The following is a 24,895-nucleotide window of genomic DNA, read 5'->3' on the forward strand; positions in this document are numbered from 1 at the left end:
GCCGGCGGGGGGTGAACGCCCCCCCCCCCCACGGCTCCCCCTTTCCGGATTGCGGCCCGCCGCGTTTCGGGATCAGATGCCGCAAAACCTGCCGAGTGCGTCGATGTATCGTGTCTCTGCCTTCATGCCCCGCTTCGGTACAGCGCTTCTGGGCGGCGCGGTGCTGGCGACGGTCTGGGTCAATCTTGCCCCGGCAAGCTACTACGACGCGATCGAATGGCGGCTCCTGGACCTGGCCCCGCCCGGCTGGCTGGCCCCCCTGCCCTTCAGCGTGACGCCGCTGAACCTGGTCGCGGACGGGCTGATGGCGCTCTTCCTCTTCTTCATCGGCAAGGAGCTCTGGGAGGCGCTGACGCTCGAGCATGGGGCGCTGAAGGGGCGGCAGGCGCTCTTGCCGGCGGGACTGACCCTGGGCGGGCTGGTCGGGGCCGCGCTGATGTGGATCCTGGTCGGCAGCCTGATCGAGACGGCCGAGGAGGCAGGCTTTGCCACGGGCTGGCAGGTCCCGCTCGGGACGGACGTGGTGCTGTGCTTCCTGGTCGGGCGGGCGGTCTTCGGGCCGGGCCATCCGGCCTTGCACCTGCTTCTCCTGCTGGCCATCGCCACCGACATCCTGGCGCTGGTCGTCGCAGGGCTGAGCCACCCGACCTTCTCGCTGCGCCTTGCCTGGCTTCTCTTGCCGCTGGCCGCCGCGCTGGGGACCTGGGCGCTTTTCGGGCGCACCCCCGACGCCGGCGTGCCCGAGACGCGACGAAGGGCGAGCCAGCGCCTTCTGCCCTACATCGTGGCGGGCCTTCTGTCCTGGCTCGGCGTCGCGGCCTCGGGCCTGCCGCCCGTCCTGGGGCTGCTGCCGGTGATCCCCGCCATCGCCCATGCCGACCGCAGCTTCGGCCTTTTCGCCGAGGCAGAAGAGCTGCTGCATGACCCCCTCAACCGGCTGACCCACGCGCTGGCCTGGCCGCTGACCGCAATCCTGTTCCTCTTCGGGCTGACCCGGGGCGGCGTGGACCTGTCGGCCTTCGCGCCGACCACCCTGACCACGCTGGCCGCCCTCTGGCTTGGTCGGCCGCTTGGCATGATCCTCTTCGGCCTTGGCCTGGCCGCATCGCTTGGCCTGCGGTTGCCTGCCGGCGTGACGCTCCGCGATGTGCTGCGGATCACGCTGATCCTGGCCATGGGCTTCACTGTCCCGGTCCTCAGCCTTGCAACCGCCCTTCCCGGCGGCGCGATGCAGGAGGCGGCGCGTCTGGGTCTGGCGACAAGCCTCCTGGCCGGGGCGCTTGCCCTGATGCTGGCGCGCGCCCGACCGGTGCAGCAAAGCGCCTGACCGCCCGGGAAACAACGCCCGACCGGAGTAGGCCCTTTTAAGGCCACAAACCGAATGTTAACGATATCGGCGTAGCAGGTGAAAAGACGTCCGACCCACGGACGCCGAGGCCACGATGATCGAGTTCCGGGATGTTTCGAAATCCTACTGGACCGGGGTGCAGCGCAAGGTGATCCTTGACCGCGCCTCGTTCCGCGTCGAACTGGGCAACTCGCTCGGGATCCTGGCCGGGAACGGTGCCGGAAAGACCACGCTGATCAACATGATGGCGGGCCTTGAAAAGCCGGACGAGGGCACGATCCGCAAAACCTCGCGCGTGTCCTTTCCGCTGGGTTTCATGGGCGGCGTCAACAACAAGCACTCCGCCAAGGAAAACTGCCGCTACATCGCGCGCCTCTATGGTCTTGACCCCGACTATGTCGAAAGTTTCTGCCGCTGGGTCTGTGGCTTGGGCGAATATTTCGAGATGCCGCTGGCAACCTATTCCTCGGGAATGCGCAGCCGGTTCTCCTTCTCGCTTCTGCTGTCGATCGAGTTCGACATCTACCTGATCGACGAGGGGATGCCCGGCACCGGCGATGTCGAGTTCAACCGCAAGGCCGGCAACATCCTGAAGGAACGCCTGAAGAATTCCACCGTCGTGATCGTCTCGCATTCGCCGAAGACGCTGGAAAGGTTCTGCCGGTCGGCGGCGGTCCTGCGCAACGGCAAGCTTTACCACTTCGAGACCCTGGAAGAAGCGAAACGCCTCTATGACTACAACGCCTAAGGTCCCGCGCTACAACACCCGGCCGGTCGACCGCTCGGCCCTTCCGCCCGAGAGCGAGGATGGCGGTCTGCCCTTCGACACGCAGGACGACGGCTTCGGCAACCTCGACTTCCGGCCCCCGGAACCGCCACCCGCCCCGCAGGAGACCGCCCCTGCCTCGCCGCAGGCCGATGCTCCGCCCGAGCCCGCCAAGGTCCGCCGCGCCGTGACGCCCGAGGAGATCGAGGCGGTCAACGCCGCCATCCTGACCGAAGGCCTGACCGAGCGTCAGTTGCGCCGGGCGATGCTGATCGCGCAGCGCAGCCGCCTGACGCCCACGTCGGAAGCGGACGCCGTCCGCCTGCTGCGCGAAGCGGGCGTCGACCCCTTCTCGCGCGCCTCGATCGTGCGGCTCGTCACCGCCTCGGCCGAGGCGAAGGCCCAGCCCGAAGCCGAACCGGCTCCGCCCGCCACGGGACGCGAGATCGCGCGCCTGCCGGGCGACGTGGTGCAGCTGCCGAAGAAGGCCAAGCCGATCGCCGTCCCTTCGATCGAGCAGCGGGCCGAGGTGAACCAGGCGGCCGAGATCCTGCGGATGCAGCAGGACATCGCCCGTCGCCGGCGAAAGCGTCTTGCCCTGCTTGGCGCGCGGCTTTTCGCCTTCGTCCTGCTGCCGACGATCCTGGCGGGCTTCTATTTCTATCTGATGGCGACGCCGATGTATTCGGTCCGCTCGGAATTCGTGATCCAGCAGGCCGGCCCCAGCGGCGGCGGCGGGACGTTGGGCGGGCTCTTCTCGGGCACGGCCTTCGCGACCTCGCAGGATTCCATCGCCGTGCAGGGCTACCTGCAATCGCGCGAGGCGATGTCGCGGCTGGACGAGGATGTGGGCTTCCGCTCGCATTTCCAAAGCGAAGAGATCGACGAGCTGCAGCGGCTCGCGCCAGACGCGGGGCTGGAAGCTGCCTACAAGGTCTACAAGAAGTTCCTGAAGATCTCGTTCGACACGACCGAGGGCGTGATCCGGATGGATGTGATCGCCGCCGATCCCCAGGTCGCGGCGGCCTGGTCGAAACAGCTGATCAGCTATGCCGAGGAACAGGTCGACCACCTGACGCAACGGCTGCGGGCCGACCAGATGCGCGACGCCCAGGCCGGCTACGAGGCCGCGCAAGAGGCGCTGACCGCCTCGCAGAAGCACCTGATCGAGCTGCAGGAGAAGTACAAGATCCTGTCCTCCGAGACCGAGGTCGGGCTTGTCGTCGCGCAGATCTCGGGCCTCGAAAACCAGTTGACGCAAGAGCGGCTGGCGCTGGCGCAGATGGAAGCCAATGCCGAGCCGAACCAGGCGCGGATGGAGCCGATCAAGCGCCGGATCGAAACGCTGGAAAGCCAGGTGCTGGAGCTGCGCGCGCGGATGACCGAGACGACGGCGGGTTCGACCAGCCTGGCCGAGATCCAGGGCCAACTCTTGGTTGCCCAGGCCGATCTGCAGACGCGCCAGATGCTTCTCGCCCAGGCGCTTCAGTCGATGGAGACCGCCAGGGTCGAGGCCAACCGGCAGGTGCGCTACCTGTCGCTGTCGGTCAGCCCGATCCCGCCCGACGAGCCGGCCTTCCCCCGCGCCTTCGAGAACACGCTGGTGACGCTGTTGATCATGCTGGGAATTTACCTCATGGTCTCGATGACCGCCGCGATCCTGCGGGAACAGGTTTCGTCGTAAGGACCCAAGGATGACGGATGTGAAGATCGGCGGGCTGACCGTCGGCAATGACCGGCCGCTTCTGGTCATCGCGGGCCCCTGCCAGCTGGAAAGCCTGGACCACGCCCAGATGATCGCGGGCGAGATGGCGCAGGCCTGCGCGGCGGCGGGGGCGCAGTATGTGTTCAAGGCCAGCTACGACAAGGCCAACCGCACCTCGCTGTCGGGCAAGCGCGGGATGGGGATGGAAGCCGGGCTCAAGGTGCTTGAGGCCGTCCGCGCCATGGGGATGCCGGTCCTGACCGATGTCCACGACGCAGGCCAGGCGCGCGAGGCGGCGACGGTGGTGGACGTGATCCAGATCCCGGCCTTCCTTTGCCGCCAGACCGACCTTCTTCTGGCTGCGGGCGAGACGGGCGCGGTGGTGAATGTGAAGAAGGGCCAGTTCCTCGCCCCCTGGGACATGGCCAACGTGGCGGCGAAGGTCGCCTCGACCGGGAACAGCCGCATCCTTCTGACGGAACGCGGGGTCAGTTTCGGCTACAACACGCTGGTGGCCGACATGCGCAGCCTGCCAATCATGGCGCGGACCGGCTATCCGGTGATCATGGACGCGACCCATTCGGTGCAGCAGCCGGGCGGCCAGGGCAATTCCTCGGGTGGCCAGCGCGAATTCGCCCCGGTCATGGCCCGCGCCGCAGTGTCGCTGGGCATTGCCGGCGTCTTCATCGAGACGCATGAGAACCCCGATAGCGCCCCGTCGGACGGGCCGAACATGATCCCGCTGGCGCAGATGCCTAAGCTGGTGGAAAGCCTCATGGCCTTCGACCGGCTGGCCAAGGCCGATCCGCTGCGGGTCTGAAGATGCGCTTCGCGCTGGCGTTCGCAGCGGCACTGCCGCTTGTCGAACCAGCCCTGGCCGAGACCGATCTGACGTCGCTCGTGGTGCCGCCGGACGGGATCGTCGATGGCCAGCCGCTGACCTCCTATGCCGGCCGCTGGTGGCAATGGGCCTATGCCATGCCGCAGTCCGAAAGCCCGATCGTGGACGAGGTCGGCACCTTCTGCCACGTGGGCCAGTCCGGGCCGGTGTGGTTCCTGGCAGGCGGCTACGGGTCGTCCAAGGTCCACCGCAGCTGCACGATTCCGGCGGGGCGGCACCTCTTCTTTCCCGTCATCAACTTCGTGCAGATGCTTTATCCTGCGACGCAGGACGACTGTCCCTGGATGCAGGCCGAAGCCGCGCGGAACAACGACGCCTACGTCTATCTCAAGGTCTTCCTCGACGGTGAGGCGGTGGAAGAGCCCGAGCGTTTCCGCCTCGCCTCGACCGCCTGCTTCGACCCTTTCGCCCGCACTCCGCCCAAGGCCGGCGCCCCACCGGACGCGCTTGCCGCGACGGACGGCTACTGGATCATGCTCCGCCCGCTGCCGCCCGGCCCGCACCATCTGGAATTCCGCGCGTTCTACACGAACCCCGACGAGGCCTACGGAGACATGGTGCAGAACATCGCCTATGATCTGGTGGTGCAGCCGGACTGACGGCTCATCAGGCTTAACCACAGGTTAATGTCCACGGACAAACCCTTGATATTCCTGCGCCCCACCCAACTGCCCAGCGTGGACGCGGGTGTCAGACCGCCTGCCCCGCCGCCCAGCCCGAGGACCAGGCCCACTGGAAGTTGTAGCCCCCAAGCCAGCCGGTGACATCCACCACCTCGCCCACGAAGTAGAGCCCCGGCACCCCCTTCGCCGCCATCGTCCGCCCGTCGAGCGCCGCCGTGTCGACGCCCCCCAGCGTGACCTCGGCCGTGCGGTAGCCCTCGGACCCGACCGGCACCAGCCGCCAGTCCCGGATCCCCGCCGCCACCTTGTCCAGCGTGATCCCGGAAAGCTCGGCCATCGTCCCCGTCACACCCGCCGCCTCTTCCAGATGCCGCGCCAGCCGTTCCGGCAGCCAGCGCGCAAGGACCGTCCGCAGTGCCACCTTTCCCCGCGCCGCCCGCAGATCCGCCGCGACATCCTTGCCCGGCAAAAGGTCGACCGAGATCGCCTCCCCCTCGCGCCAGTAGGACGAGATCTGCAGCACCGCCGGGCCAGACAGCCCGCGATGGGTAAACAGCACCGCCTCGTCAAAGCCCGTGCGGCCGCAGGCCACGCGGCCGGGAAGCGAGACGCCGGCAAGCGGCCGCATCCAGGCCAGCTCCTGCTCGGCGAAAGTCAGCGGCACCAGCGCTGGCCGCGTCTCGACGATCGGGAGCCCGAACTGCTCGGCCACCCGGTAGCCATAGCCCGTCGCCCCCATCTTCGGAATCGACTTGCCCCCCGTCGCCACCACGACCGCCCGCGCCCTTTGCGGTCCACGCGCCGTCTCGACCTCGAAGCCCTCAGCCACCTGCCGGACGTCGCCCAGGCTGCAGCCAAGCCAGAGCGTCACCCCTGCCCGCTCCATGTCCCGAACCAGCATCTCGACGACCTGCGTCGCAGGGCCGTCGCAGAAAAGCTGCCCGAGCGTCTTTTCGTGCCAGGCGATCCCCGCTGCGTCGATCCGGGCGATGAAGTCCCACTGGGTGAAGCGCTTGAGGGCCGAGAGCGCAAAGCGCGGGTTCTGCGAGAGAAACCGCTCGGGTGCGATGCCGAGGTTGGTGAAGTTGCACCGCCCGCCGCCCGAGATGCGGATCTTCTCGCCCGGGGCTTTCCCATGGTCGATGACCAACACGCGGCGGCCGCGACGACCGGCTTCGATGGCCGCCATCATGCCGGCAGCCCCGGCCCCAAGGATCACTGCGTCCCAGATCATGCCCCCGTCCTAGCGGTCGGATCCACGCCCCGCAAGCCGCGCCGGGAATGCGAAATTTTCGGCGTAGGCCCCTTGCACGCCCCCGGACCCTTCGCTAAACACCCCGGCACGGTTGGGGCGTCGCCAAGTGGTAAGGCAGCGGTTTTTGGTACCGCCATACCTAGGTTCGAATCCTAGCGCCCCAGCCAACCTCTCCCTTCGCTTCGCCAACTCCGCCACGCTCAGCCTGCGTAGGATCTTTACCCGAGCGAACGCCGGAGCAACGATCTTCATGGGTTGCGGCTTCTCTACCACCTGCCCCGACTTGGCCTTGGTCCGAAAGACCCCCGTGCAGCAATGTAAAAGACCCCCCGGCTGAGCCGAGGGCCAAGATCGTCTTCATGGTGTAAAGTCCTGTATCTAATACCTCTTTAGATACGGAGGATCGCCGGATCTTGCCTGCCACTTCAGGCCCAAAGCGGTCAGTTCACGTGCACTTTTCCTGCGACCGGCGGATTTGCAGCGTCAAGGACCGAAAAGGTCGCTGTCATGACCCTCCAGCCCTGGCTGACGTTGAGCATGGTCAGCACGATTGTTTTGATTGAGTCTGGTATCTCCTGGACGAGACACGCAGTTGCAAGTGTTCCGTGGACATCACACCAATCGACCCGGGAAGGGGAGCCCGAAGACAGGTTCGAGCGCCGAGCCCAAGACAGGAACATCGGGGCATCAGCACGAACGAAGAGTCCCTCTTCGCGGCCAAAGGCCACGAAATCCCGGTGCAGGGTCACTGCAAGCCTCTCGACATTTGGTGCCAGCCAATTGGAAAGAAGGACCTCCAACTCGTCAGTCTTGCCCATATCCCCATCTGAAGCCTCCAAGGTTCAGATCTGCACCATGCCGCGGTGCCGACCATTGTCATCGGTTGCACGCATGGTGGTGGAAAGTCCTGACGGATGACCGAAATTTCGCCGAAGATCTGCCGATGCTTCACGGGGCGGACGAGCGCCCTGAGCAATGACGCCTGCTATCGGCCATGAGCCGTTCGTGAGGCGCAATCCGTCAGAGTATGACCGGCTCTAATCCAGGACTTCAAGCTATGCCAATCCAATCCGGGGCGCCACGCTGCGCGCCACGGATGCGAAATCCTCCGACACCTGCATGAAGGCGCCTCTGAACCGGGCCAGATCGTAATTGCCGTCCAGCCTGCGAATGCGTGCAATCTGGTCTCGTGCCTCCTCCTCGCGACCGGCCGCGGCGAGCGCGATGGCGGTGATCCCCAGGATATGCTTGTGAACATTATGCTGGCGGGAGGCCAGAAGCCCCATCTTCGCCGCCTCCTCCATTCGTCCGAGGCGGAGAAGGGCCATGGCGTACGAGCCCTGAATCGCGCAAAGAAAGGGGTCGTGCGGGCTTAGGGCCATCGCTTGCAGTTCCCCGTCGCCTCGCATGGACGCCGATCCTATCTGCGGGCTATCCACCACATCCCAGCGTAGCACCTCGTGCTTGGCCAGCAAGAAATTTCCCCGGCGCGCGTACATATGGAGGCAAAGTCGCGGTGTACGGTGTGGGTCGATTTGGGAAAGCTTGCGTGGGTTTCAGGGCACTGCGGTGGCGTGGCGGCGGGTGTTGCGCATGAAGACCCACAGCGCGCCAGCGAGCACGAGGGGGGCCACCGGCGCCCCGGCCAGGCTTGTGGGCAACACGAATGCCGGAAGTATGGCCACCAGGGCCAGAGCCGCCGAGGCTGCCTGGCCGGCATTCACGCCTTGCGCAGAAAGCAGAAGCACGGCCACGATTGCCAGCGCCCCCATGTCGTAGTCGAAGCCGTAGGGGCTCAGAAGGAAGGTTGTGCAAAGAAGCGCGAAGGCGCGTCCGGGACGGGACCGCTCGCGTCGGAAAAGCCAAAGGGCGGCAACGAGCGCGGCGATGGAGACCGGTCCCTGCAAAAGGGCCGCCTCTGAGGGATGAAACCCCAGCGTGCGGGCGGCTGCGAAGACGGTCGGCATCATGTGGAGAAACACGCCCGTCCATTCCGTAAGGACGCGGCTCTGTTCGTCGATCGTCACGGTCAGGTAGAGCTTCCACGGCTCGGAGCCGAAGCAGAGGACGGAGAGCGCCACGAGGGCCACCGTCACGATCCCGGACCACAGGATCGTCCGCCAGTCCCGCTCGAACAGCAGAAGCAGGGGGATGAGAAGGCCAAGCTGGGGCTTGACGGTCAGAAGCCCGAAGGCGATCCCGGCCAGCACGGGATGCCGGCCGCGCCAGGCGAGCCCGAAGAGGAGAAGTGCGCCGGTCAGAAAGCCATTCTGGCCGGCGCCGAGGTTGACGGTCGCATAGGTCAGAAGCACGGCCAGCATCGCAAGACGATCGGCATGGGCAAGTTCCGTCCGCCGGAAATGCTCGGCTGCCGCCGTAAAGAGCGCCAGCGTCAGGAGGAGGAACAGGGCGAAGGCTGCTTCGTAGGGCAGGAAGCCCAGCGGGAACAGCGGCAACAGGAGGTGCGGCGGATAGGACCAGGCCCGGATCTGCCTTTGCGGGCCGAATTCCTCTTCAAGGCGGTCGAAGTAGACTTCCTGGGTGAAGAGGTCGACCTGAGCACCCGTCTGCGCGAGATGGGCGCCCATCCAATAGTTCACGAAGTCGCTGTCTACCAACGAAGGCGTGAGCCCTTCGTCAAAGAGCGCGCCCAGGAAGGTCATGGCAGGGCGCAGATCGGACAAGAGCAGCAGCGCTGCAAGACCGAGCAGGATCAAGCGGACCCGGTCGCTCACCGTCTGGTCCTTCAGGTCGGCCCGGCGGCGGGGCGGGTCTCTTCGTAGTAGAAGTCGCGACCGATCCGGAAACAGCGGAACTCGGGCGGCACAGGGATCATGATCCGGAGAAGCGAGCCGCGGTAGGGGAAAAAGTTGAAATGCGGGTTGAAGGTGTAGCGGTACTCACGCTCGCAGGGGACGACGATGATGAGCCTGCGACGCGTGATCCGGCGCAGTTCCGCCACGGCCTTGCGTGGCTCGAGCAGGTGTTCGAGCAGGTGGGTACAGACGACCGTATCGAATTCGCCGTCGGCGAAGGGCAGCTCCTCGACCATGGCGGCATGGAACTCGGTCCCGGGCATGGGGGTGATCCCGTCGACGATGAAATCCGATCCGGCCACGCGGCGCAGATCGGGGCGGGCGGCGCGAATGTTGCGGACGAGATAGCCGGTGCCGCAGCCGATGTCGCAGACGCTGTCCCCGACGATGGACTTCAGGATTTCGTCGACGCAGCCCTGCGAGAGATCGGTGCCCTCGTGGACGCGGGGATGATCGCGGTAGAGCGAGGCATATTCCTCGGGCGTGAGGAAGGCCGAGCGTTCGCGGAAGTCGGCCAGGCGGGTGACATGCGGCCCCCAGGCCAGACGCGCCACGCCGTGAAAGAGCTGCGAGTCACGGATCACCGGGGGCAGCAGATCTTCGAGGATGAAGCGCAGCCAGTTGGTCGTTTCACGTTTCAAGCGCGGCTCCTTGCAAGTCCAAACCAGGCCACCCCGGACCATAATCGACGACCGAGAATACGGTATCCACCGCGCATCTCGCACGAAAAGGATAGCCGGTGATGGAGTTATCCCATTGCAGTGCGATCTTCATGTCACGCCCTGGGAGGGGGCCGGGCTTCCCTACATGGAGCGCAAGGTGACGCGGACGGCAAGCCCCCTGCCCCCCGGTCCGCGCTGCATCTCGAGCCCCGCGCCCAGGGCATGGGCGATTTCGGCCACGATGTGGAGACCCAGGCCGCGGGTGCCCGAGCGCATTTCCCGGCCGGGCTGCAGGCGGGTCTGGAGGTCGGCGAAGCTGCTTTCCGCCAGCGCGGGCCCGGTGTCGGTCACCGACAGTTCCAGGCCCTCCGGCCCCTGCGCAAGGTGGAGGGTGACGACGGTGTCGGCCGGGCAGTGATGAAGCGCGTTGCCGACGAGGTTGCGCAGAAGCTCACCCAGCAGGACCTCTTCGGTCAGGGCAAAGGCGCTTTCGGGCCCCTCGTAGCCAAGGTCCTGGCCCAGACGCACGGCCTGGGGCATGAGGTCGGCAGTGACGCTGCGGGCCAGGGCCGCGACGTCGGCTTCGCGCAAGGCGGGCCGGGTGCCGGACGCCTCGACCCGCGCCAGAAGGAGTAGCTGTTCCAGAACCCTCTCGATCCGGACGAGCGCGGCATCCGCCTTGTGAAGCGCCGCCGCTCCGTTCGCCTTTCCGGACACGGCAATCTGGGTGCGGGCCACGGTCAGGGGCGTGCGGATCTGGTGGTTGGCGTTGCTGGCGAAGTTCTGCAGCGCCGCCATCGCGCGCGAAAGGCGCAGAAGGAACGCGTTCAGCGCATCGACGACAGGACGAAGCTCGGCGGGCGCGTCCGTCCGGATCGGAGTCAGGTCATGCGGCTCGCGCGTGGCGATGGCGCGGGAGAGGCGGTCAAGGGGGCGGAGCGCGTAGGTCGCGACGGTCCAGGCCACCAGCGCGGCCCCGGCGATGAGGCCCGCGATCCGCAAGGCCGAGCGGGTCAGGATGGAACGGGCCAACGCCTCGCGCGCGCGGGTGGTCTCGGCCACGGTGACCGTGAAGGGCAGCGTGCCCTCGCCGGTGGTCAGTTCGCGCGACAGGGTCGCCGTCCGGATCGAAAGGCCATTGTAGCTGGCGTCGCCCACCGCAGTTTCAGCTTCGGCACTTACGGAAAGCGGCGCAAGGTCTTGGTATCCCGTGAGGATTCCCTCTGGCCCGTCCACGCGGTAGAAGACCTGATCCTGCGCGGTGGAGGAGAGCATGTCGAGCGCCGAGAAGGGGATGGTGATGGCCAGCCCGCCTTCGGCATCCACGCTGACCCCTTCCGCGATGGCCATCGCGGAGCCGACGAGGACGCGGTCCGACACCTCGCGGGCGGTCCGCAGGGCCTCGACCCGGGTGTCCAGAAGCGCAAGGACGCCGATGGCGGCGGTGGCGAGGACCAGCCAGACAAGGATCGTGCGGCGAAGCGAGGCGGGGCGGTCAGCCAAGGGGGCGTTCCAGCATGTAGCCGAGGCCGCGCGCGGTGCGGAGGGTCAGGCCGTGCGGCTGGAGGCGGCGGCGGAGGCGGCTGACGTATTGTTCGATGGCATTGTCCGAGAGGGAGTCGTCCAGCGAGGTAAGGGATTGAACGATCGCCTCTTTTCCGACAACCCTGCCCGCCCGCAGGAAGAAGAGTTCCAGAAGCGCGAGCTCCCTTGGCGGCAGGTCGAGGTGTTCGTCGCCGGCGGTGAAGCGGCGCGCGGTCATGTCGAAACGGACCGGGCCAATCTGGAGTTCGGAGGCGTGGTGGCCGGCCTGACGGCGGAGGATGGAGCGGACGCGGGCCTCGAATTCGCCGACGTCAAAGGGTTTGACCATGTAGTCGTCCGCGCCGAGGTCGAGGCCCTGGATCCGCTCGGCAGGTTCACCTCGTGCCGTAAGTATCAGGATTGGAACGGGATTCTTCCGGGCGCGGAGGGAGCGGAGGACGGAGAGGCCGTCCTTCTCAGGCAGGTTGAGGTCGAGGATGACGAGGTCGAAGCGCTCGGCACCGATCAGGGTCTCGGCGGAAAGGCCGTCGTGGGTCACGTCCAGCGCATAGCCCGCGCCGAGGAGGAGCGTGGTCAGCGCCTCGGCCAGGGGGAGGTCGTCTTCGACGAGGAGGATTCTCATGGGGCAAAGGTAGGACAGGTGGCCGCGGTTTAGGAAGCGTGAACGGGTTCGAAGGCATTACTGCGGGGTCGGCCGGCAAGTGACTGGCAACGCAGCGTTAGTCGCAAGACGCGCCGCGGCCGCGTTCACCACTAAGCGCGAATCGCGGTTGTTGCCCGGGCGCGGGCACTGCGGCTAGGTTTGCGGGATGTGGATGCGCGCCCTGCTGCTTTGCCTTGCCCTGCCCGCCGAGGCGGAGATCACGATCTTCCCGGCTCCGGAGGGCGGCGAGCGGGAGTTGGTGCTGTATTCCTCGCTCGACTCCCCGCTGGCGCGGCCGCTGGTCGAGGCATTCCAGGCCAGCCGACCCGATGTGGCCGTGCGCTACGAGGACCTGCTTGCCGGTGAGATCGCGGCACGGGTGATGGAGGAGACGGACAAGGGCGCGCCGACGGCGGACCTGGTGTTTTCCTCGGCGATGGACGTTACCGTGAAACTGGCCAATGACGGTTATGCACGCGAGGCGGATGTTCCGGGGGCGGCGGCCTGGCCGGACTGGGCGGCCTGGCGGAACATGGTCTTTGCGCTGACCTTCGAGCCGGGGGTGATCGTCTATCACCGGCCGTCCTTCCCGGATGGACCTCCGGATACCCGGGCGGCGCTGATCGACTGGCTGGCCACGGCGCCGAAGGGGCAGGTCGGCACCTATGACATCGCGCGGTCGGCGGTGGGTTACCTGTACCTGATGCGGGACCTTGAGCATTTCGCCGACCTCTGGCCGCTGGTTCGGGCGATGGGCAGGGCGGGGGTGCAAACCTTCCCCACGTCGCAGGCGGTGATCGACGGGGTGAACTCGGGCGAGCTGAAGCTCGGCTACAACGTGCTGGGGTCCTACGCGGCAGACCAGGCGGCGCGACTGCCAGATGTCGGGCTGGTGCTGCCGCGCGACTATGTCGTGGTGATCAGCCGGGTCGCGCTGGTGCCGCGGGCGGCGGCGAGCCCGGACCTGGGCGAGGCCTTCCTGGAGTTCCTGATGTCGCGCGATGGGCAGACGGTGCTGGCCGAGCGGCTGCGTCTGCCGGCGGTCAGCCTGGAGGTGCGGGGCAAGGATTCGGCCGCCGCCATGCAGGAGGCCCTGGGGGCGAAGCTGCGCCCCGTGGCGGTGTCGCCGGGCCTGCTGGCCTATCTGGACGGGGCCAGCCGGGCACGGGTGCTGGCCCAGTGGAACGCGGCTCTGGAGGGCGGCGAGTAGCCTTGGGGAACATGTCAGGTTGCTGACAGGTTGCCATGCTTTGCTGGACCTGTTCCGGGGAGGGAGCCCCGGCGGATTCGGCAACCTTGTTGCCCAATGGGAGGAAACCAGATGAAACACGCATTCCTTGGCGTGGCCCTTTCGGCCGCGCTGGCAGTTCCGGCCTTCGCGCAGGACTACACGATCATGGCCCCCGCCAACCCGGGCGGCGGCTGGGATGGCACGGCGCGGGCCATGCAGGAGGTCATGCAGGCCGAAGGCATCGCGCCGTCGGTCGAGGTGATCAACGTCCCGGGCGCGGGCGGCACGGTTGGCCTGGCTCAGTTCGTGGCCGACAGCGCGGGCGATCCGACGAAACTGATCGTCGGCGGCTATGTGATGGTGGGCGCGATCCTGACCAACGCCTCACCCGTCACCCTGAAGGACGTGACGCCCATCGCGCGGCTGACGGGCGACACGCAGGCCATCGTCGTTCCGGCGGCCTCGGACATCCAGACGCTGGGCGACCTGGTCGAGAAGCTGAAGGCGGACCCGGGTTCGGTCAGCTGGGCTGGCGGCTCGGCAGGTGGCACGGACCACATCACCGTGGGGCTTCTCGCCAAGGCCGCGGGCGTGGACCCGACCAAGATCAACTATGTCGCCTTCTCGGGCGGTGGCGAGGCGATGGCAGCGATCCTGGGCAACCAGGTGACGGCCGGGGTCTCTTCGGTGGGCGAGTTCGCCGAGCAGGTGAAGGCCGGCACCATGCGGCTGCTGGCCGTCTCCTCGGCCGAGCGGCTGGAGGGGATCGATGCGCCGACCATCAAGGAAGCGGGCTTCGACGTGGTGGTCGAGAACTGGCGGATGGTCGCAGCGGCCCCGGGGCTGACGCTGGAGCAGGTGGCGAAGATCTCGGGCGATATCGAGAAGCTGAACGCCAGCGCCGGGTGGACCAAGATGCTGGCCGACAAGGGCTGGACCAATACCTACCTTGCAGGCGACGCCTTCGCGACGCAGCTGGACGCGGACATCGCCGCGACCGAAAGCGTGCTGCGCGACATCGGCCTGGTGAAATGAGCCAGGGGATCTCCCCGGAACGCCGCCCCCCCAATAACCCGCGGGGGGCGGCGTTCGTCATTGCAGCGGGGCTGGCAGGGCTTGCCGCGCTGCTTCTGGTCGATGCGGCGGGGCTGAAGCAGGACGGCGGCTATGCCGGCGTCGGCCCCGGCGACGTGCCGAGGATCATCGCCTATGGGCTTCTGGTGCTGGCGGTGCTGACGGTGGTGTCCGGGCTGAAGGGCGACCTGCCGAAGCCGCCGCGTCAGGCCCCTGCCCCGGTCCTGTGGATCCTGGGCGGGCTGGGGTTGCAGCTGGCGCTGCTGCACGTGGTTGGCTTCGTCATCTCGGGTGCGCTTCTGTTCGGCATGACCGCGCGTGGCTTCGGGCAGAAGCCGCTGTGGATGGCCGTGGCGGTGGGCCTGGGGCTGGCGCTGGTGATCTACGGGGTCTTCGACCAGCTGCTGCAGCTGAACCTGCCAGCCGGGCCGCTTGAGCGGCTGATCTTCGGGGGCTGAGGGATGGAAAGCTTTTCGCTGCTGCTGCAGGGCCTTGGCTCGGCGATGGACCCGATGATCCTGCTTTACGCGCTGATCGGGGTGACCTTGGGCACCGCCGTGGGTGTCTTGCCGGGGATCGGCCCGGCGCTGACGGTGGCGCTCTTGTTGCCGGTGACCTATGGCCTCGACCCGGCGGGGTCGCTGATCATGTTCGCGGGCATCTATTACGGGGGCATGTATGGGGGGTCGACGACCTCGATCCTGCTGAACACGCCGGGGGAAAGCGCGTCGATCGTCACGGCGATCGAGGGGAACCAGATGGCCCGGCAGGGGCGCGGTGGCCCGGCGCTGGCAACGGCGGCAATCGGAAGTTTCGTGGCGGGTCTGATCGCGACGCTGCTTCTGGCCTTCCTCGCGCCGCAGGTGGTGAAGCTGGCGCTGACGCTGGGACCGCGGGAGTATTTCGCGCTGATGGTGCTGGCCTTCGTCACCGTGTCGGCCACGTTTGGGGATTCGTCGCTGCGGGGGCTGACCTCGCTGTTCATCGGGCTGGCGCTGGCCTGCGTGGGGATCGACGGGCTGACCGGCGCGGCGCGGCTGACCTATGGCGTGCCGCAGCTGATGGACGGGATCGAGACGACGACGCTGGCGGTGGCCCTGTTTGCCATCGGCGAGGCGCTGGCGGTGGCCGCGATGCGCGAGCCGCCGGACGGGATGCACAAGGTGAAGGGGTCGGTCCGGATGACGGCGACCGACTGGGCACGGTCCTGGAAAGCCTGGCTGCGCGGGACCTTCATCGGCTTTCCCATCGGCTCCATGCCCGCCGGGGGCGCGGATGTGGCGTCGTTCCTGTCCTATGCGACGGAGAGGAAGCTGACGAAGCATCCCGAGGAGTTCGGCAAGGGCGCCATCGAGGGCGTGGCGGGGCCGGAGGCCGCGAACAACGCGGCGGCGGCGGGGACGCTGGTGCCGCTGCTGACGCTGGGCCTGCCGACGACGGCGACGGCGGCGATCATGCTGGCGGGGTTCCAGCAGTTTGGGTTGCAGCCGGGGCCGCTACTCTTCGTGATGAACGCGGAACTTGTCTGGACGCTGATCGCGTCGCTTCTGATAGCGAACCTGATGCTGGTCGTGCTGAACCTGCCGCTCATCGGGCTGTGGATCAAGCTTCTGTCGATCCCGAGGCCATGGCTTTACGGCGGTATCCTTCTGTTCGCCACCCTGGGGACCATCGGCGTCAACCCCTCGCCGGTGGAGCTGGGCATGCTGATCCTGTTCGGGCTGATGGGCTACGGGATGCGCCTTTACGGCTATCCCATCGCGCCGGTCGTGGTGGGGCTGATCCTGGGACCGATGGCCGAGCAGCAGCTGCGCCGGGCGCTGTCCATCGCGCAGGGCGACTGGACGACGCTGGTGTCCACCCCCGTCTCGGCCACGCTTCTGGGCATCTCGGCGGTCTTCCTGATCGTACCGATGCTGATGCGGCTGCGCGGGCGCGGGCAGGTTCTGAGCCAGGTGGCGGGGGACGCGGACTGATCCGCCCCCCGGGCTAGATCGTGATCTTGGCGAAACCTTCGCGCAGCGCGGTGGACCAGGCCTCGGACATGGCACGGAACTGGGGGTCGCCGTTCTCGATCCGGCGGCGAAGGGTGACCTTGCAGGCGTCGCGTTCGATCACCGCGAGGTCGAGGGGCATGCCGACCGAGAGGTTCGACCGCAGCGTCGAATCCATCGACAGGAGCACGGCCTTGGTCGCGTCGGAGAGGCTGGTCGTCGGCTTCACCACGCGGTCGAGAATCGGCTTGCCGTACTTGTGCTCGCCGATCTGAAGGAAGGGCGTGTCTTCGGTCGCTTCGATGAAGTTGCCTTCTGGGTAGATGAGGAATAGCCGCATCGCCCCACCCCTGCGCTGTCCGGCGACGATCATCGAGGCGGAGGCGCCCTGCGAGGCGGCAAGCTTGTGGTCGACCTCGGCCCGGACGACGGCAAGGCGATTGCCGACGATCTCGGCCACTTTCAGCATTGTGGGGGCCAGCATGATCGAGGTTTCGGGCGTCGCCTCGCGGTCGGCGATGTCCTCGCGCAGCTGGGCGATGGTGGTCTGGGTGACCGACAGGCTGCCGGCGGTCAGGATGGTGATGACGCGTTCACCCGGCTCTTCGAAGGTGAACATCTTGCGGTAGGTTGAGATGTTGTCGAGGCCCGCATTGGTGCGCGTGTCCGAGAGCAGCACCATGCCTTCGTTCAGCAAGAGCCCCACGCAGTAAGTCATCGTCGTCCGTTCCTTCTTCCGGCTCGGACCCTATTGAACCGCCTGCTGAACCGCAACCGTCACATCCATGTCCTCGCCGGTTCCGCCGCGCGAAATTCCGCGGATCGGGGCGGCGTCCTGGGCGTCGAAACCCGAGCCGAGTCGGATGTAGCGTTGGTCGGGGCAGCAGCGGTTGGCCGGGTCGAAACCCACCCAGCCGAGGCCGGGAATGTGAAGCTCGGCCCAGGCATGGGCGGCTTCGTGCGGGGTGCCGTCCTGCGCGGCGAAGAGGTAGCCCGAGACATAGCGCGCCGGGATGCCCCGGTGGCGCGCGCAGGCGATGAGAGCGTGGGCATGGTCCTGGCAGACGCCTTCGCCCAGGGCCAGAGCCTCGGACGCCGTGGTGTGGGCATGGGTCACGCCGGGGCGGTAGGCGATGGCGTCCGAGACGGCGGCCGAAAGCGCATGGGCGAGGCTGAGCGTGTCGGGGCCGGTGGCCGACTGGGCAAGCTCTGCCAATGCCACGTCGATCCGGGTGGGCAGCGTTTCGCGCAGATAGCAGTCGGGGGCGACGGACTCGCGATGGCCGCGGAGGACGCCGGCGAGGTCCTCGGTTTCCACGGTGCCGCGGACATGGACGGTGACTTCGGTCACCGGGCCGGCGATGGTCCAGCCCTGGACCTGGTCCCCTGCCCCGTCGCGGTGCCGGGCACCCTTCAGCCCGCCCTCGACCGTCACCTCCCAGTCGATAACCTTCTGGCCCGCGAAGGTCGAGGGCATCAGACGGTGGCTTTGCACGACCGACCGGGCGGGCGCGTCGTAGCGGTAGCGGGTCACGTGATCGACGGTCAGGCGCATCAGCGCATCTCTCCGCTGAGGTAGGAGGCGTGGATCGCATTGGCGAGCTGGGCCGCATCGGCGATGTAGCGGGTCAGGAATTCGTGCAGCCCCTCGTCGAAGATCGCCTCGACGGTGGCGCTTTCAATCCCGGCGTGCAGGCGCTGCGCCGTGGCCTGGGCCTCGGTCTCGCGCCCGTAGGCCTTGGCGAGGCGGCCGAGGTGGTTCATCAGCCCGGCGGTGCAGGTGGCAAGCGAACGCGGGGATTGCGGGTTGCGGATCAGGAAGTCGGCAATCTTCATCGCGGTGACGTCGCCGCCATAGGCCCAGTGGAAGGCCCGCTGCGCCCCCATCGCGCGCAGAAGGGTGGTCCACTGGTAGTTGTCGAGGCCCGAGCCCACGAAATCGACGCGGGGAAGAAGGACGTAGTATTTCACGTCCATCAGGCGGGCGGTGTTGTCGCCGCGTTCCAGGTAGTAGCCGATGTTCAGGAAGTTGAACCCGTCGTCGCGCAGGAGCGTGGCGTCGATGGCGCCCCGCAGCATGGCGGCGTGGCGCATGGTCCAGTCGGTGAGGCGCGAGAGTTCCAGCGTGGAGCGTTCGGCGCGTTCGAGCTGCTTCAGCTCCTGAAACGCGGTGTTGAGCGCGTCCCAGACCTGGGAGGTCAGCGCGGTGCGGACGATGCGGCCGTTTTCCCGCGCAGCGGTGATGCAGGAGGCGATGGAGGACGGGTTGTCGCGGTCGAAGAATAGGAAGCTTTCGATGTTGCGCTGGACGGTCTGCCCGTATTTCTGCGCGAAGGCATGGGCCATGCCGGTGGCTTGCAGCAGGCTGTCCCATTCGCTGCGGTAGCCCTGGGCCGATGGCAGCAGGCTGATGCGGGATCCGACTTCCAGAAGGCGCGCGACGGTATCGGCGCGCTCCATGTAGCGGGCGATCCAGTAGAGGTTGTCGGCGGTGCGGCTTAGCATGTGCGCTCTCCCCTCACCCCGGCCCTCTCCCCCGGGGGGAGAGGGTGACCCTGGCGCGACCGTTCCGCCCAACGACCGCCGGCCTGCCTGGCACGACGGTTCGATCCGCGCTTCCCTCTCCCCCCGGGGGAGAGGGTCAGGGTGAGGGGGAGGCCAGTCCCGGGTCCGACGTCTGTCATGCGCGCGCCCCTCATTCCGCCAGAACCCAGGTGTCCTTGACCCCGCCGCCCTGGCTAGAGTTCACGACGAGCGAGCCCTCCTTCAGTGCGACGCGGGTGAGGCCGCCGGGGACAAGCTCGATGCGTTCCCCAACAAGGCAGTAGGGCCTTAGGTCCACATGGCGGGGGGCGACGCCCTCCTCGACGAAGGTCGGGACGGTGGAGAGGGCGAGCGTGGGCTGGGCGATGTAGTTGCCGGGATCCTCGGTGAGCTTCAGGCGGAAGCGTTCGATCTCGTCTTTTGTGGATTTGGGGCCGACGAGCATCCCGTAGCCGCCCGAGCCGTGGACTTCCTTGACCACGAGGTCGGGAAGGTTGGCGAGGACGTGTTTCAGGTCCTCGTCGCGGCCGCATTGCCAGGTGGGGACGTTCTGCAGGATGGGTTCTTCGCCAAGGTAGAAGCGGACCATGTCGGGAACGTAGGTGTAAACAGCCTTATCGTCGGCCACCCCTGCCCCGGGGGCGGAGCAGATCGACACGCCGCCGGAGCGGTAGACGTCCATCAACCCGGGGATGCCGAGCATGGAGTCGGGGCGGAAGCACAGGGGATCGAGGTAGGCGTCGTCGATGCGGCGGTAGATCACGTCGACGCGCTGCGGGCCTTCGGTCGTGCGCATGTAGACGTATTCGCCGTCGACGAAGAGGTCCTGCCCTTCCACCAGTTCCACACCCATCAGGTCGGCGAGAAGCGAATGCTCATAGTAGGCGCTGTTGAAATGGCCGGGGGTAAGGATCACGACCGTCGGCTCGCCCTTGCACTTGGCGGGCGCGACGCTGGACAGGGTGCGGCGGAGTTTCTCGGAATAGGTGTCGACGGGTTCGATCCGGTTTTCCCGGAAGAGGTCGGGGAACATCCGCATCATGATCTCGCGGCTTTCCAGCATGTAGCTGACGCCCGAGGGGGTGCGGCAGTTGTCTTCCAACACGTAGAACTGGTCGGGGCCGGTGCGGACGATGTCGACGCCGACGATGTGGGAATAGACGCCCTTGGGCGGGACGAAGCCTGCGACGGCCTTCTCGTAGGCCTCGTTCTGGTAGACGAGGCGGGCGGGGATGCGGCCGGCGCGGATGATCTCTCCCCGGCCATAGACGTCGACGAGGAAGGCGTTCAAGGCGCGGGCGCGCTGCTTGATTCCGCGTTCGAGCTTGGCCCATTCCGAGCCGGAGAAGACGCGGGGAAACATGTCGAAGGGGATCAGACGATCGGGGTCGCCGCCCTCGCCGTAGACCGCGAAGGTGATGCCGATGCGTCGGAACAGCGCCTCTGCCTCGGCCTGTTTCAGGCTGCGCAACTCCACGGGCATCTGTGCGACCCAGTCTTTCAGCCGCGCATAGGGCGGGCGGACCTCCACCCCCTGATACATCTCGTTGAACTGCGTCACACCCGTCCCCCGGCACCAACCTAGAGGGAACTAGAGCAGAGCGCCCGGGCGTCGGGAAGCCCCGAGATGTCGAATCCGCCCGGGCGGTGACCACATGCCCAAGAATTGGGCAGTCGCAGGCATGGATCAGAGGCGGATGCGCTGGGGACGGCGCCCCAGCACCCGGTCGCGGACCCTACCCTTGAGCGAGACCGGGGGCAGATGCTCGCGGTCGCGCAGGAAGACGCGGCCCGTAAGATCCGGTCGCCGCAAGAGGGCAAGCGTCGCGCCCCATTCGGCCGCCTCTGCCGGATCGACCCCATCCGGGATCCCCTTGCGCGGCTGATGCGTGCCGGGAATCCAGTCGTTGATGACGATCCCCGGAAAACGGTCCCCGAGGTCGGCGACAAGCGCCCGCGTCAGGATGCGCAGTGCGCCTTTCGAGACGGCGTAGCCGGCGGCAAGTGGAGCAGGACTGACATCGGCGAAGGTGACGACGTTGATGATCCGCCCGGACCCGCTTTCGACCATGGCGGGCAGGACCTCGTGGCAGCAGTTGAAGGCGCCACCGAGGTTGAGCTGGACGGTATCCATGAACGAGGCCGGGGTCTCGTCCAGGATGTCGCGGTCAGGATAGGTCTCGGCATTGTTGATCAGGATCGTGGGCGTGCCCAGCTGCGCGCGGATCTCGCTGAAGGCTCGGGCGACTTCGGCCGGTTCACGGACATCGGCGGTGATGGCGTGGATGCCCTCGGCCTGGAAAGGCTCACGCCCGATCCCGGCCACGGCGATGCCGCGCCGGACCAGCGCCAGGGCCAGCGCCTTGCCGATCCCCCACCCCGCCTCGGTGATTACGGCGATCTCTGCAAGCGCTTCCTGCATGGGTCTTCCGTCCTGCATCAGCCAGCCTTGCGCCGGACCGCGGAAAGGCGGGCAGCAAGGATGTCGCCCACCCGCAACGCATTGGCGGCTATGGTCATGCTTGGGTTCACCCCCATGGATGTCGGCATGAACGAGGCATCGGCAACGTAGAGATTGTCGAGATCATGCGCTTTGCAATCCGCGTCAAGCACCGAGGTCGAAGGGTCTGTGCCAAAGCGCAAAGTCCCGCTGGGATGGCCGAAATTGAGGTTCAAGCCGAAGTTCAGGAACATCATCCGATGCTGGCCAAGCCTTTGTCGCATCAGCTGGCGCAGAAGCGCCCGCCGGGCTTTAAGTTCGTCAGATATCGTATAATGGATCAAGGGAATTTCCGGATCGTCCGGGTGCGGCTGGACGCGGTTACCCTGGTAGGGCAGATCTTCGACCAGTCCGACGAGGACCGTGGCCGAACCGAAGACATCGGCGCCGATCTTGGCCGCGACGGTCGCCATCCGCGACGCGCCTGGCACCCGACGAAGGCGGCTGCGGGACAAGAGGCCCTTCAGATGGCCCGCGATCTGTCCGTAATCGGCGGCGACCCCCATGGACTGCACAAGGCCCAGCCGCTGGCCCTCGTGGGTGTAGAAGTCCCGGAAGGACAGCGCCCGGGTCGCCCCCACCACCGGGCTGCCGCGCCGGGGCCAGAGCGCCACCATTTCGGACAGGTGGAACATCAGGCCCCGGCCCACCCAGCCGCTGGAATTCGCACAGCCCGCCGTGTGACGACCGGTCGAGCGCAGAAGGAGATTGGGCGAGTTGAGCGCGCCGGCGGCCAGGACGAAGGCATCGGCCTCCAGAAGGTAGTCCCTGCCATCGGTCCGGACGCGGACGGCGGTGATGCGGCCCTGCCCCTCGATCAGTTCCTCGACCGTGGTGTTCGGCAAAAGCGTCGCGCGGCCGGTTTCCAGCGCCGGTTCCACCCCGGCAGAGCGTCCGTCCATCTTGCAGGGCCGCGGGCACTTGCGCCCCAGGCAGTCATCGCACCCCGGCAGGCGGCGCAAGGCTTCATGCGCACGGTAGGGGTTCAGGCCCGCCGACCGGAGGTCGCGGAACATCTGCTCCTCGGCCTTGGTCAGGGGCGCGGCCGGAAGCTTCGGACCCGGCAGATCGGACAGCGGGTCCTTCTCGCCGCGGATCGACAGGACGTCCTCGACCTGGGTGAAGTAGGGGCGAAAACTGTCAAAGCCAACCGGCCAGCCGCCGGTCGGATGCACCATCGCGTTCGTCGTTTCGAGGTCGTGGCGTTCCGGCTTTTCCGCGGCCGCCGCGTAAAAGACCGACGACCCCCCGACCCCGCTGCCCAAAGGCGCGAAGAAACGGTGCGGTTGTCCCCCGTCGATGCGGGTCTCGATCGGGGTCGGCCAGAAGCCGCGGGCCTGGCGCGCGGTGTAATCGGCAAGATCGGTGCTGAGATACTGCCCCTCGGTCCGATAGCCGGCCGGGCCCTTCTCGAGGAAAAGCACGGAAAGGCCCCGCTCGGCCAGGCGGCGACCGACAAGGCCACCCCCGACACCCGTTCCGATGACGATGACGTCCCAGTGCCGAGCCGCGGCCCGTGCGGCCAGGCCCTGCCCGACCGAGGAAGGCGTGGATGCAGAAGCGGAGGTCATCGCAATACGTTCCATACTATTCAAAACCCAAAGGTCTTCAGGCGAGGCCGAACGACCAACGGTATGCGGACCCCGATCCGCGTCTCGTCGGTTTGTCCAGATTGTTCCCCACGTTCTGCGTCGCCGGCGGAAGGTTGCTCGTTTTGCAAAGTCCGGCAAGTCTTTTGTCGGGAAGAGTCGCGTTCCGGCAAGGATCCGCAGCGACAGGGCACCGAAATGGCGCTGCGACGGCCGGCCGCCCAAGGATTGACAATCCGGGTCGGCGACCCATCCTGAACGACCGGTAATCGCGCGCTTTCGCAATGTTGATACACTCTTGGACTAAGGACCGCGCATGACAGCGCCCGTCGCCAACGACCGACCCGAGCTGCCGACCCTTGGCCAGGCCACCCGCGTCTGGGCGCGGATCGCAGCCCTGTCCTTCGGCGGCCCGGCTGGCCAGATCGCGGTGATGCATCGCGTGCTGGTGGAGGAGAAGCGCTGGCTGGGCGACGGCCGCTTCCTGCATGCGCTGAACTTCTGCATGTTGCTTCCAGGCCCCGAAGCGCAGCAACTGGCGACCTATATCGGCTGGCTCATGCATGGGGTGCGGGGCGCGCTGGTGGCGGGGGGCCTCTTCATCCTGCCTGGCGTCGTCGCGATCATGGGGCTGTCCTGGATCTACGCTGCCTATGGCGAGATCGCCTTCGTTTCGGCCCTGTTCCTGGGGCTGAAGGCCGCGGTCCTGGCGATCGTGCTGCAGGCGGTGGTCCGCGTCGGACGGCGGGCCTTGCGCAACGGCGCGATGCGGGTGATCGCGGCGGCCTCGTTCCTGGCGATCTTCGCGTTGCAGGTGCCGTTTCCGCTGATCATCGCGATGGCTGCGCTGATCGGCTGGACGGGGGCGCAAGCCGGGCTGGCCGCGTTCCGGGCGGGGGGTGGCCATGCGGCCGTGGGCGGGACGCATGTCGCCGATGCCGAGACGCTTCTGGGCGAAGAGGCGGCGCTGCCGCCCGAAGCGCGGCGCAATGCCCTGCGGGCGGGCGTCGCGGCGATCGGGCTCTGGCTTCTGCCGGTCGCAGTGATCCTGCTCATCGCCCCCGGCAGCGTCTTTGCCGACATCGCCACCTATTTCTCGAAGCTGGCGGTCCTGACCTTCGGCGGGGCCTATGCGGTCCTGGCCTGGGTCGCGCAAGAGGCGGTGGGCACCTACGGCTGGCTGAAACCGGGCGAGATGCTGGACGGACTTGGCATGGCCGAGACGACGCCCGGGCCCTTGATCATGGTTCTGCAGTTCGTGGGCTTCATGGGGGCGCTTCGCGAAGCAGGCTGGGCCCAACCCTATCTCGCAGGCACGCTGGGGGGTCTGCTCACGACCTGGGTGACCTTTGCACCCTGCTTTGCCTGGATCTTCCTCGGCGCGCCCTACATGGAGGGCCTGCGGCGCAACGCGGCCCTGTCGGCGGCCCTGTCGGCCGTCACGGCGGCGGTGGTGGGCGTGATCCTGAACCTGGCGCTGTGGTTCGCGATCCATGTCGTGTGGAGCGAGGTCGCGGTGGTGGACCTCGGCCCGCTGGCGATGGAGTTGCCGGTGCTTCCGTCCATCAACTGGATCGCCGCGGCACTTTCGGCGCTTGCCATCCTTGCGGTGTTCCGCTGGCGGCTCGGGATGGCGACCGTCCTTGCGGGTGCGGCGGGTCTGGGCCTGATCCTGCACCTGGCGGGCCTTGCCTGAGGC

24 protein-coding genes and 1 tRNA gene are annotated in these 24,895 nt (G+C 67.2%); 11 read left to right on the plus strand and 14 right to left on the minus strand.

All coding sequences use genetic code 11. The features are described from left to right. Positions 1-124: 124 nt before the first annotated feature. From ACE3Q6_RS06155 to ACE3Q6_RS06175, 5 genes are all read left to right on the plus strand, one after another. The gene (locus tag ACE3Q6_RS06155; RefSeq protein WP_374429765.1) at positions 125-1,327 is read left to right on the plus strand and encodes a Na+/H+ antiporter NhaA; all 1,203 of its coding nucleotides are present in this window, start codon (positions 125-127) and stop codon (positions 1,325-1,327) included. A gap of 115 nt (positions 1,328-1,442) precedes the next feature. Beyond that, positions 1,443-2,096 carry an ABC transporter ATP-binding protein gene (locus ACE3Q6_RS06160; RefSeq protein ID WP_374429767.1) on the plus strand — a complete coding sequence of 218 codons (654 nt, stop codon included), beginning with the start codon at positions 1,443-1,445 and terminating at the stop codon, positions 2,094-2,096. Next, positions 2,080-3,798 (plus strand): capsule biosynthesis protein, encoded by a 1,719-nt coding sequence (locus tag ACE3Q6_RS06165; protein ID WP_374429768.1) that lies wholly within the window; start codon positions 2,080-2,082, stop codon positions 3,796-3,798. The genes ACE3Q6_RS06160 and ACE3Q6_RS06165 overlap by 17 nt, the downstream gene beginning before the upstream one ends. A gap of 10 nt (positions 3,799-3,808) precedes the next feature. Further along, complete coding sequence (gene kdsA / locus ACE3Q6_RS06170) at positions 3,809-4,639, plus strand: 3-deoxy-8-phosphooctulonate synthase (RefSeq protein ID WP_374429770.1); 831 nt, start codon at positions 3,809-3,811, stop codon at positions 4,637-4,639. A gap of 2 nt (positions 4,640-4,641) precedes the next feature. Continuing rightward, positions 4,642-5,319: a hypothetical protein gene (locus ACE3Q6_RS06175; protein WP_374429772.1), complete on the plus strand. Its 678-nt coding sequence runs from the start codon at positions 4,642-4,644 to the stop codon at positions 5,317-5,319. 91 nt (positions 5,320-5,410) lie between these two features. Here the strand turns inward: ACE3Q6_RS06175 and ACE3Q6_RS06180 are convergent, their stop codons facing one another. Next, positions 5,411-6,577 (minus strand): NAD(P)/FAD-dependent oxidoreductase, encoded by a 1,167-nt coding sequence (locus tag ACE3Q6_RS06180; protein WP_374429775.1) that lies wholly within the window; start codon positions 6,575-6,577, stop codon positions 5,411-5,413. Between the two features lie 113 nt (positions 6,578-6,690). On the opposite strand from ACE3Q6_RS06180, the gene ACE3Q6_RS06185 reads away from it, so the two are divergent. Then, positions 6,691-6,765: transfer RNA gene (locus tag ACE3Q6_RS06185), tRNA-Gln, on the plus strand. Between the two features lie 273 nt (positions 6,766-7,038). On the opposite strand, the gene ACE3Q6_RS06190 is transcribed toward ACE3Q6_RS06185, so the two are convergent. The 7 genes from ACE3Q6_RS06190 to ACE3Q6_RS06220 form a co-directional block, all read right to left on the minus strand. Next, complete coding sequence (locus ACE3Q6_RS06190; protein ID WP_374429777.1) at positions 7,039-7,416, minus strand: nuclear transport factor 2 family protein; 378 nt, start codon at positions 7,414-7,416, stop codon at positions 7,039-7,041. Between the two features lie 237 nt (positions 7,417-7,653). Beyond that, a complete protein-coding gene (locus tag ACE3Q6_RS06195; protein ID WP_374429779.1) occupies positions 7,654-8,073 on the minus strand; it encodes a hypothetical protein in 420 nt (139 codons plus the stop codon). Positions 8,074-8,154: 81 nt separating this feature from the next. Beyond that, the gene (locus tag ACE3Q6_RS06200) at positions 8,155-9,333 is read right to left on the minus strand and encodes a glycosyltransferase family 87 protein (RefSeq protein ID WP_374429781.1); all 1,179 of its coding nucleotides are present in this window, start codon (positions 9,331-9,333) and stop codon (positions 8,155-8,157) included. A gap of 11 nt (positions 9,334-9,344) precedes the next feature. Continuing rightward, positions 9,345-10,055, minus strand: a complete 711-nt coding sequence (locus ACE3Q6_RS06205) for a class I SAM-dependent methyltransferase (protein WP_374429783.1) — start codon at positions 10,053-10,055, stop codon at positions 9,345-9,347. After that, positions 10,045-10,188 (minus strand): hypothetical protein, encoded by a 144-nt coding sequence (locus tag ACE3Q6_RS06210; RefSeq protein WP_374429785.1) that lies wholly within the window; start codon positions 10,186-10,188, stop codon positions 10,045-10,047. The genes ACE3Q6_RS06205 and ACE3Q6_RS06210 overlap by 11 nt, the downstream gene beginning before the upstream one ends. A 29-nt stretch (positions 10,189-10,217) precedes the next feature. After that, positions 10,218-11,579 (minus strand): sensor histidine kinase, encoded by a 1,362-nt coding sequence (locus ACE3Q6_RS06215; RefSeq protein WP_374429787.1) that lies wholly within the window; start codon positions 11,577-11,579, stop codon positions 10,218-10,220. Beyond that, positions 11,572-12,243, minus strand: coding sequence for a response regulator (locus ACE3Q6_RS06220; RefSeq protein WP_374429789.1), 672 nt, complete (start codon positions 12,241-12,243; stop codon positions 11,572-11,574). The genes ACE3Q6_RS06215 and ACE3Q6_RS06220 overlap by 8 nt, the downstream gene beginning before the upstream one ends. 193 nt (positions 12,244-12,436) lie before the next feature. Between ACE3Q6_RS06220 and ACE3Q6_RS06225 the strand changes: the two genes are divergently transcribed. The 4 genes from ACE3Q6_RS06225 to ACE3Q6_RS06240 all read left to right on the plus strand — a co-directional run bounded on the left by ACE3Q6_RS06225 (position 12,437) and on the right by ACE3Q6_RS06240 (position 16,545). Beyond that, on the plus strand, positions 12,437-13,474 hold the full coding sequence (locus ACE3Q6_RS06225) for an ABC transporter substrate-binding protein (RefSeq protein ID WP_374429790.1): 1,038 nt from the start codon (positions 12,437-12,439) through the stop codon (positions 13,472-13,474). Positions 13,475-13,585: 111 nt separating this feature from the next. After that, positions 13,586-14,530, plus strand: coding sequence for a Bug family tripartite tricarboxylate transporter substrate binding protein (locus ACE3Q6_RS06230; RefSeq protein ID WP_374429792.1), 945 nt, complete (start codon positions 13,586-13,588; stop codon positions 14,528-14,530). Then, positions 14,527-15,027: a tripartite tricarboxylate transporter TctB family protein gene (locus ACE3Q6_RS06235; protein WP_374429794.1), complete on the plus strand. Its 501-nt coding sequence runs from the start codon at positions 14,527-14,529 to the stop codon at positions 15,025-15,027. The genes ACE3Q6_RS06230 and ACE3Q6_RS06235 overlap by 4 nt, the downstream gene beginning before the upstream one ends. A 3-nt stretch (positions 15,028-15,030) precedes the next feature. Further along, entirely contained in the window at positions 15,031-16,545 is a 1,515-nt protein-coding gene (locus tag ACE3Q6_RS06240; RefSeq protein ID WP_374429796.1) for a tripartite tricarboxylate transporter permease, read from the plus strand. Between the two features lie 13 nt (positions 16,546-16,558). Here ACE3Q6_RS06240 and ACE3Q6_RS06245 read toward each other — a convergent pair whose 3' ends face one another. From ACE3Q6_RS06245 to ACE3Q6_RS06270, 6 genes are all read right to left on the minus strand, one after another. Beyond that, complete coding sequence (locus ACE3Q6_RS06245; protein WP_374429798.1) at positions 16,559-17,281, minus strand: peptidase; 723 nt, start codon at positions 17,279-17,281, stop codon at positions 16,559-16,561. A 30-nt stretch (positions 17,282-17,311) separates the two neighbouring features. Beyond that, positions 17,312-18,118 carry a transglutaminase domain-containing protein gene (locus ACE3Q6_RS06250; RefSeq protein ID WP_374429800.1) on the minus strand — a complete coding sequence of 269 codons (807 nt, stop codon included), beginning with the start codon at positions 18,116-18,118 and terminating at the stop codon, positions 17,312-17,314. Further along, positions 18,118-19,068, minus strand: a complete 951-nt coding sequence (locus tag ACE3Q6_RS06255; RefSeq protein WP_374429802.1) for an alpha-E domain-containing protein — start codon at positions 19,066-19,068, stop codon at positions 18,118-18,120. The genes ACE3Q6_RS06250 and ACE3Q6_RS06255 overlap by 1 nt, the downstream gene beginning before the upstream one ends. Before the next feature lie 190 nt (positions 19,069-19,258). After that, complete coding sequence (locus ACE3Q6_RS06260) at positions 19,259-20,650, minus strand: circularly permuted type 2 ATP-grasp protein (RefSeq protein WP_374430411.1); 1,392 nt, start codon at positions 20,648-20,650, stop codon at positions 19,259-19,261. A 144-nt stretch (positions 20,651-20,794) separates the two neighbouring features. Next, complete coding sequence (locus ACE3Q6_RS06265; RefSeq protein WP_374429804.1) at positions 20,795-21,529, minus strand: SDR family oxidoreductase; 735 nt, start codon at positions 21,527-21,529, stop codon at positions 20,795-20,797. A 17-nt stretch (positions 21,530-21,546) separates the two neighbouring features. After that, positions 21,547-23,178, minus strand: a complete 1,632-nt coding sequence (locus ACE3Q6_RS06270; RefSeq protein WP_374429807.1) for a GMC oxidoreductase — start codon at positions 23,176-23,178, stop codon at positions 21,547-21,549. A gap of 334 nt (positions 23,179-23,512) precedes the next feature. Here ACE3Q6_RS06270 and chrA point away from each other — a divergent pair, with 334 nt between their 5' ends. Then, positions 23,513-24,892, plus strand: a complete 1,380-nt coding sequence (chrA, locus tag ACE3Q6_RS06275) for a chromate efflux transporter (RefSeq protein ID WP_374429810.1) — start codon at positions 23,513-23,515, stop codon at positions 24,890-24,892. Positions 24,893-24,895: the final 3 nt, after the last annotated feature.

Origin of the sequence: Tabrizicola sp. (assembly GCF_041913445.1) — a bacterium.
Taxonomy (GTDB): Bacteria; Pseudomonadota; Alphaproteobacteria; order Rhodobacterales; family Rhodobacteraceae; genus Tabrizicola.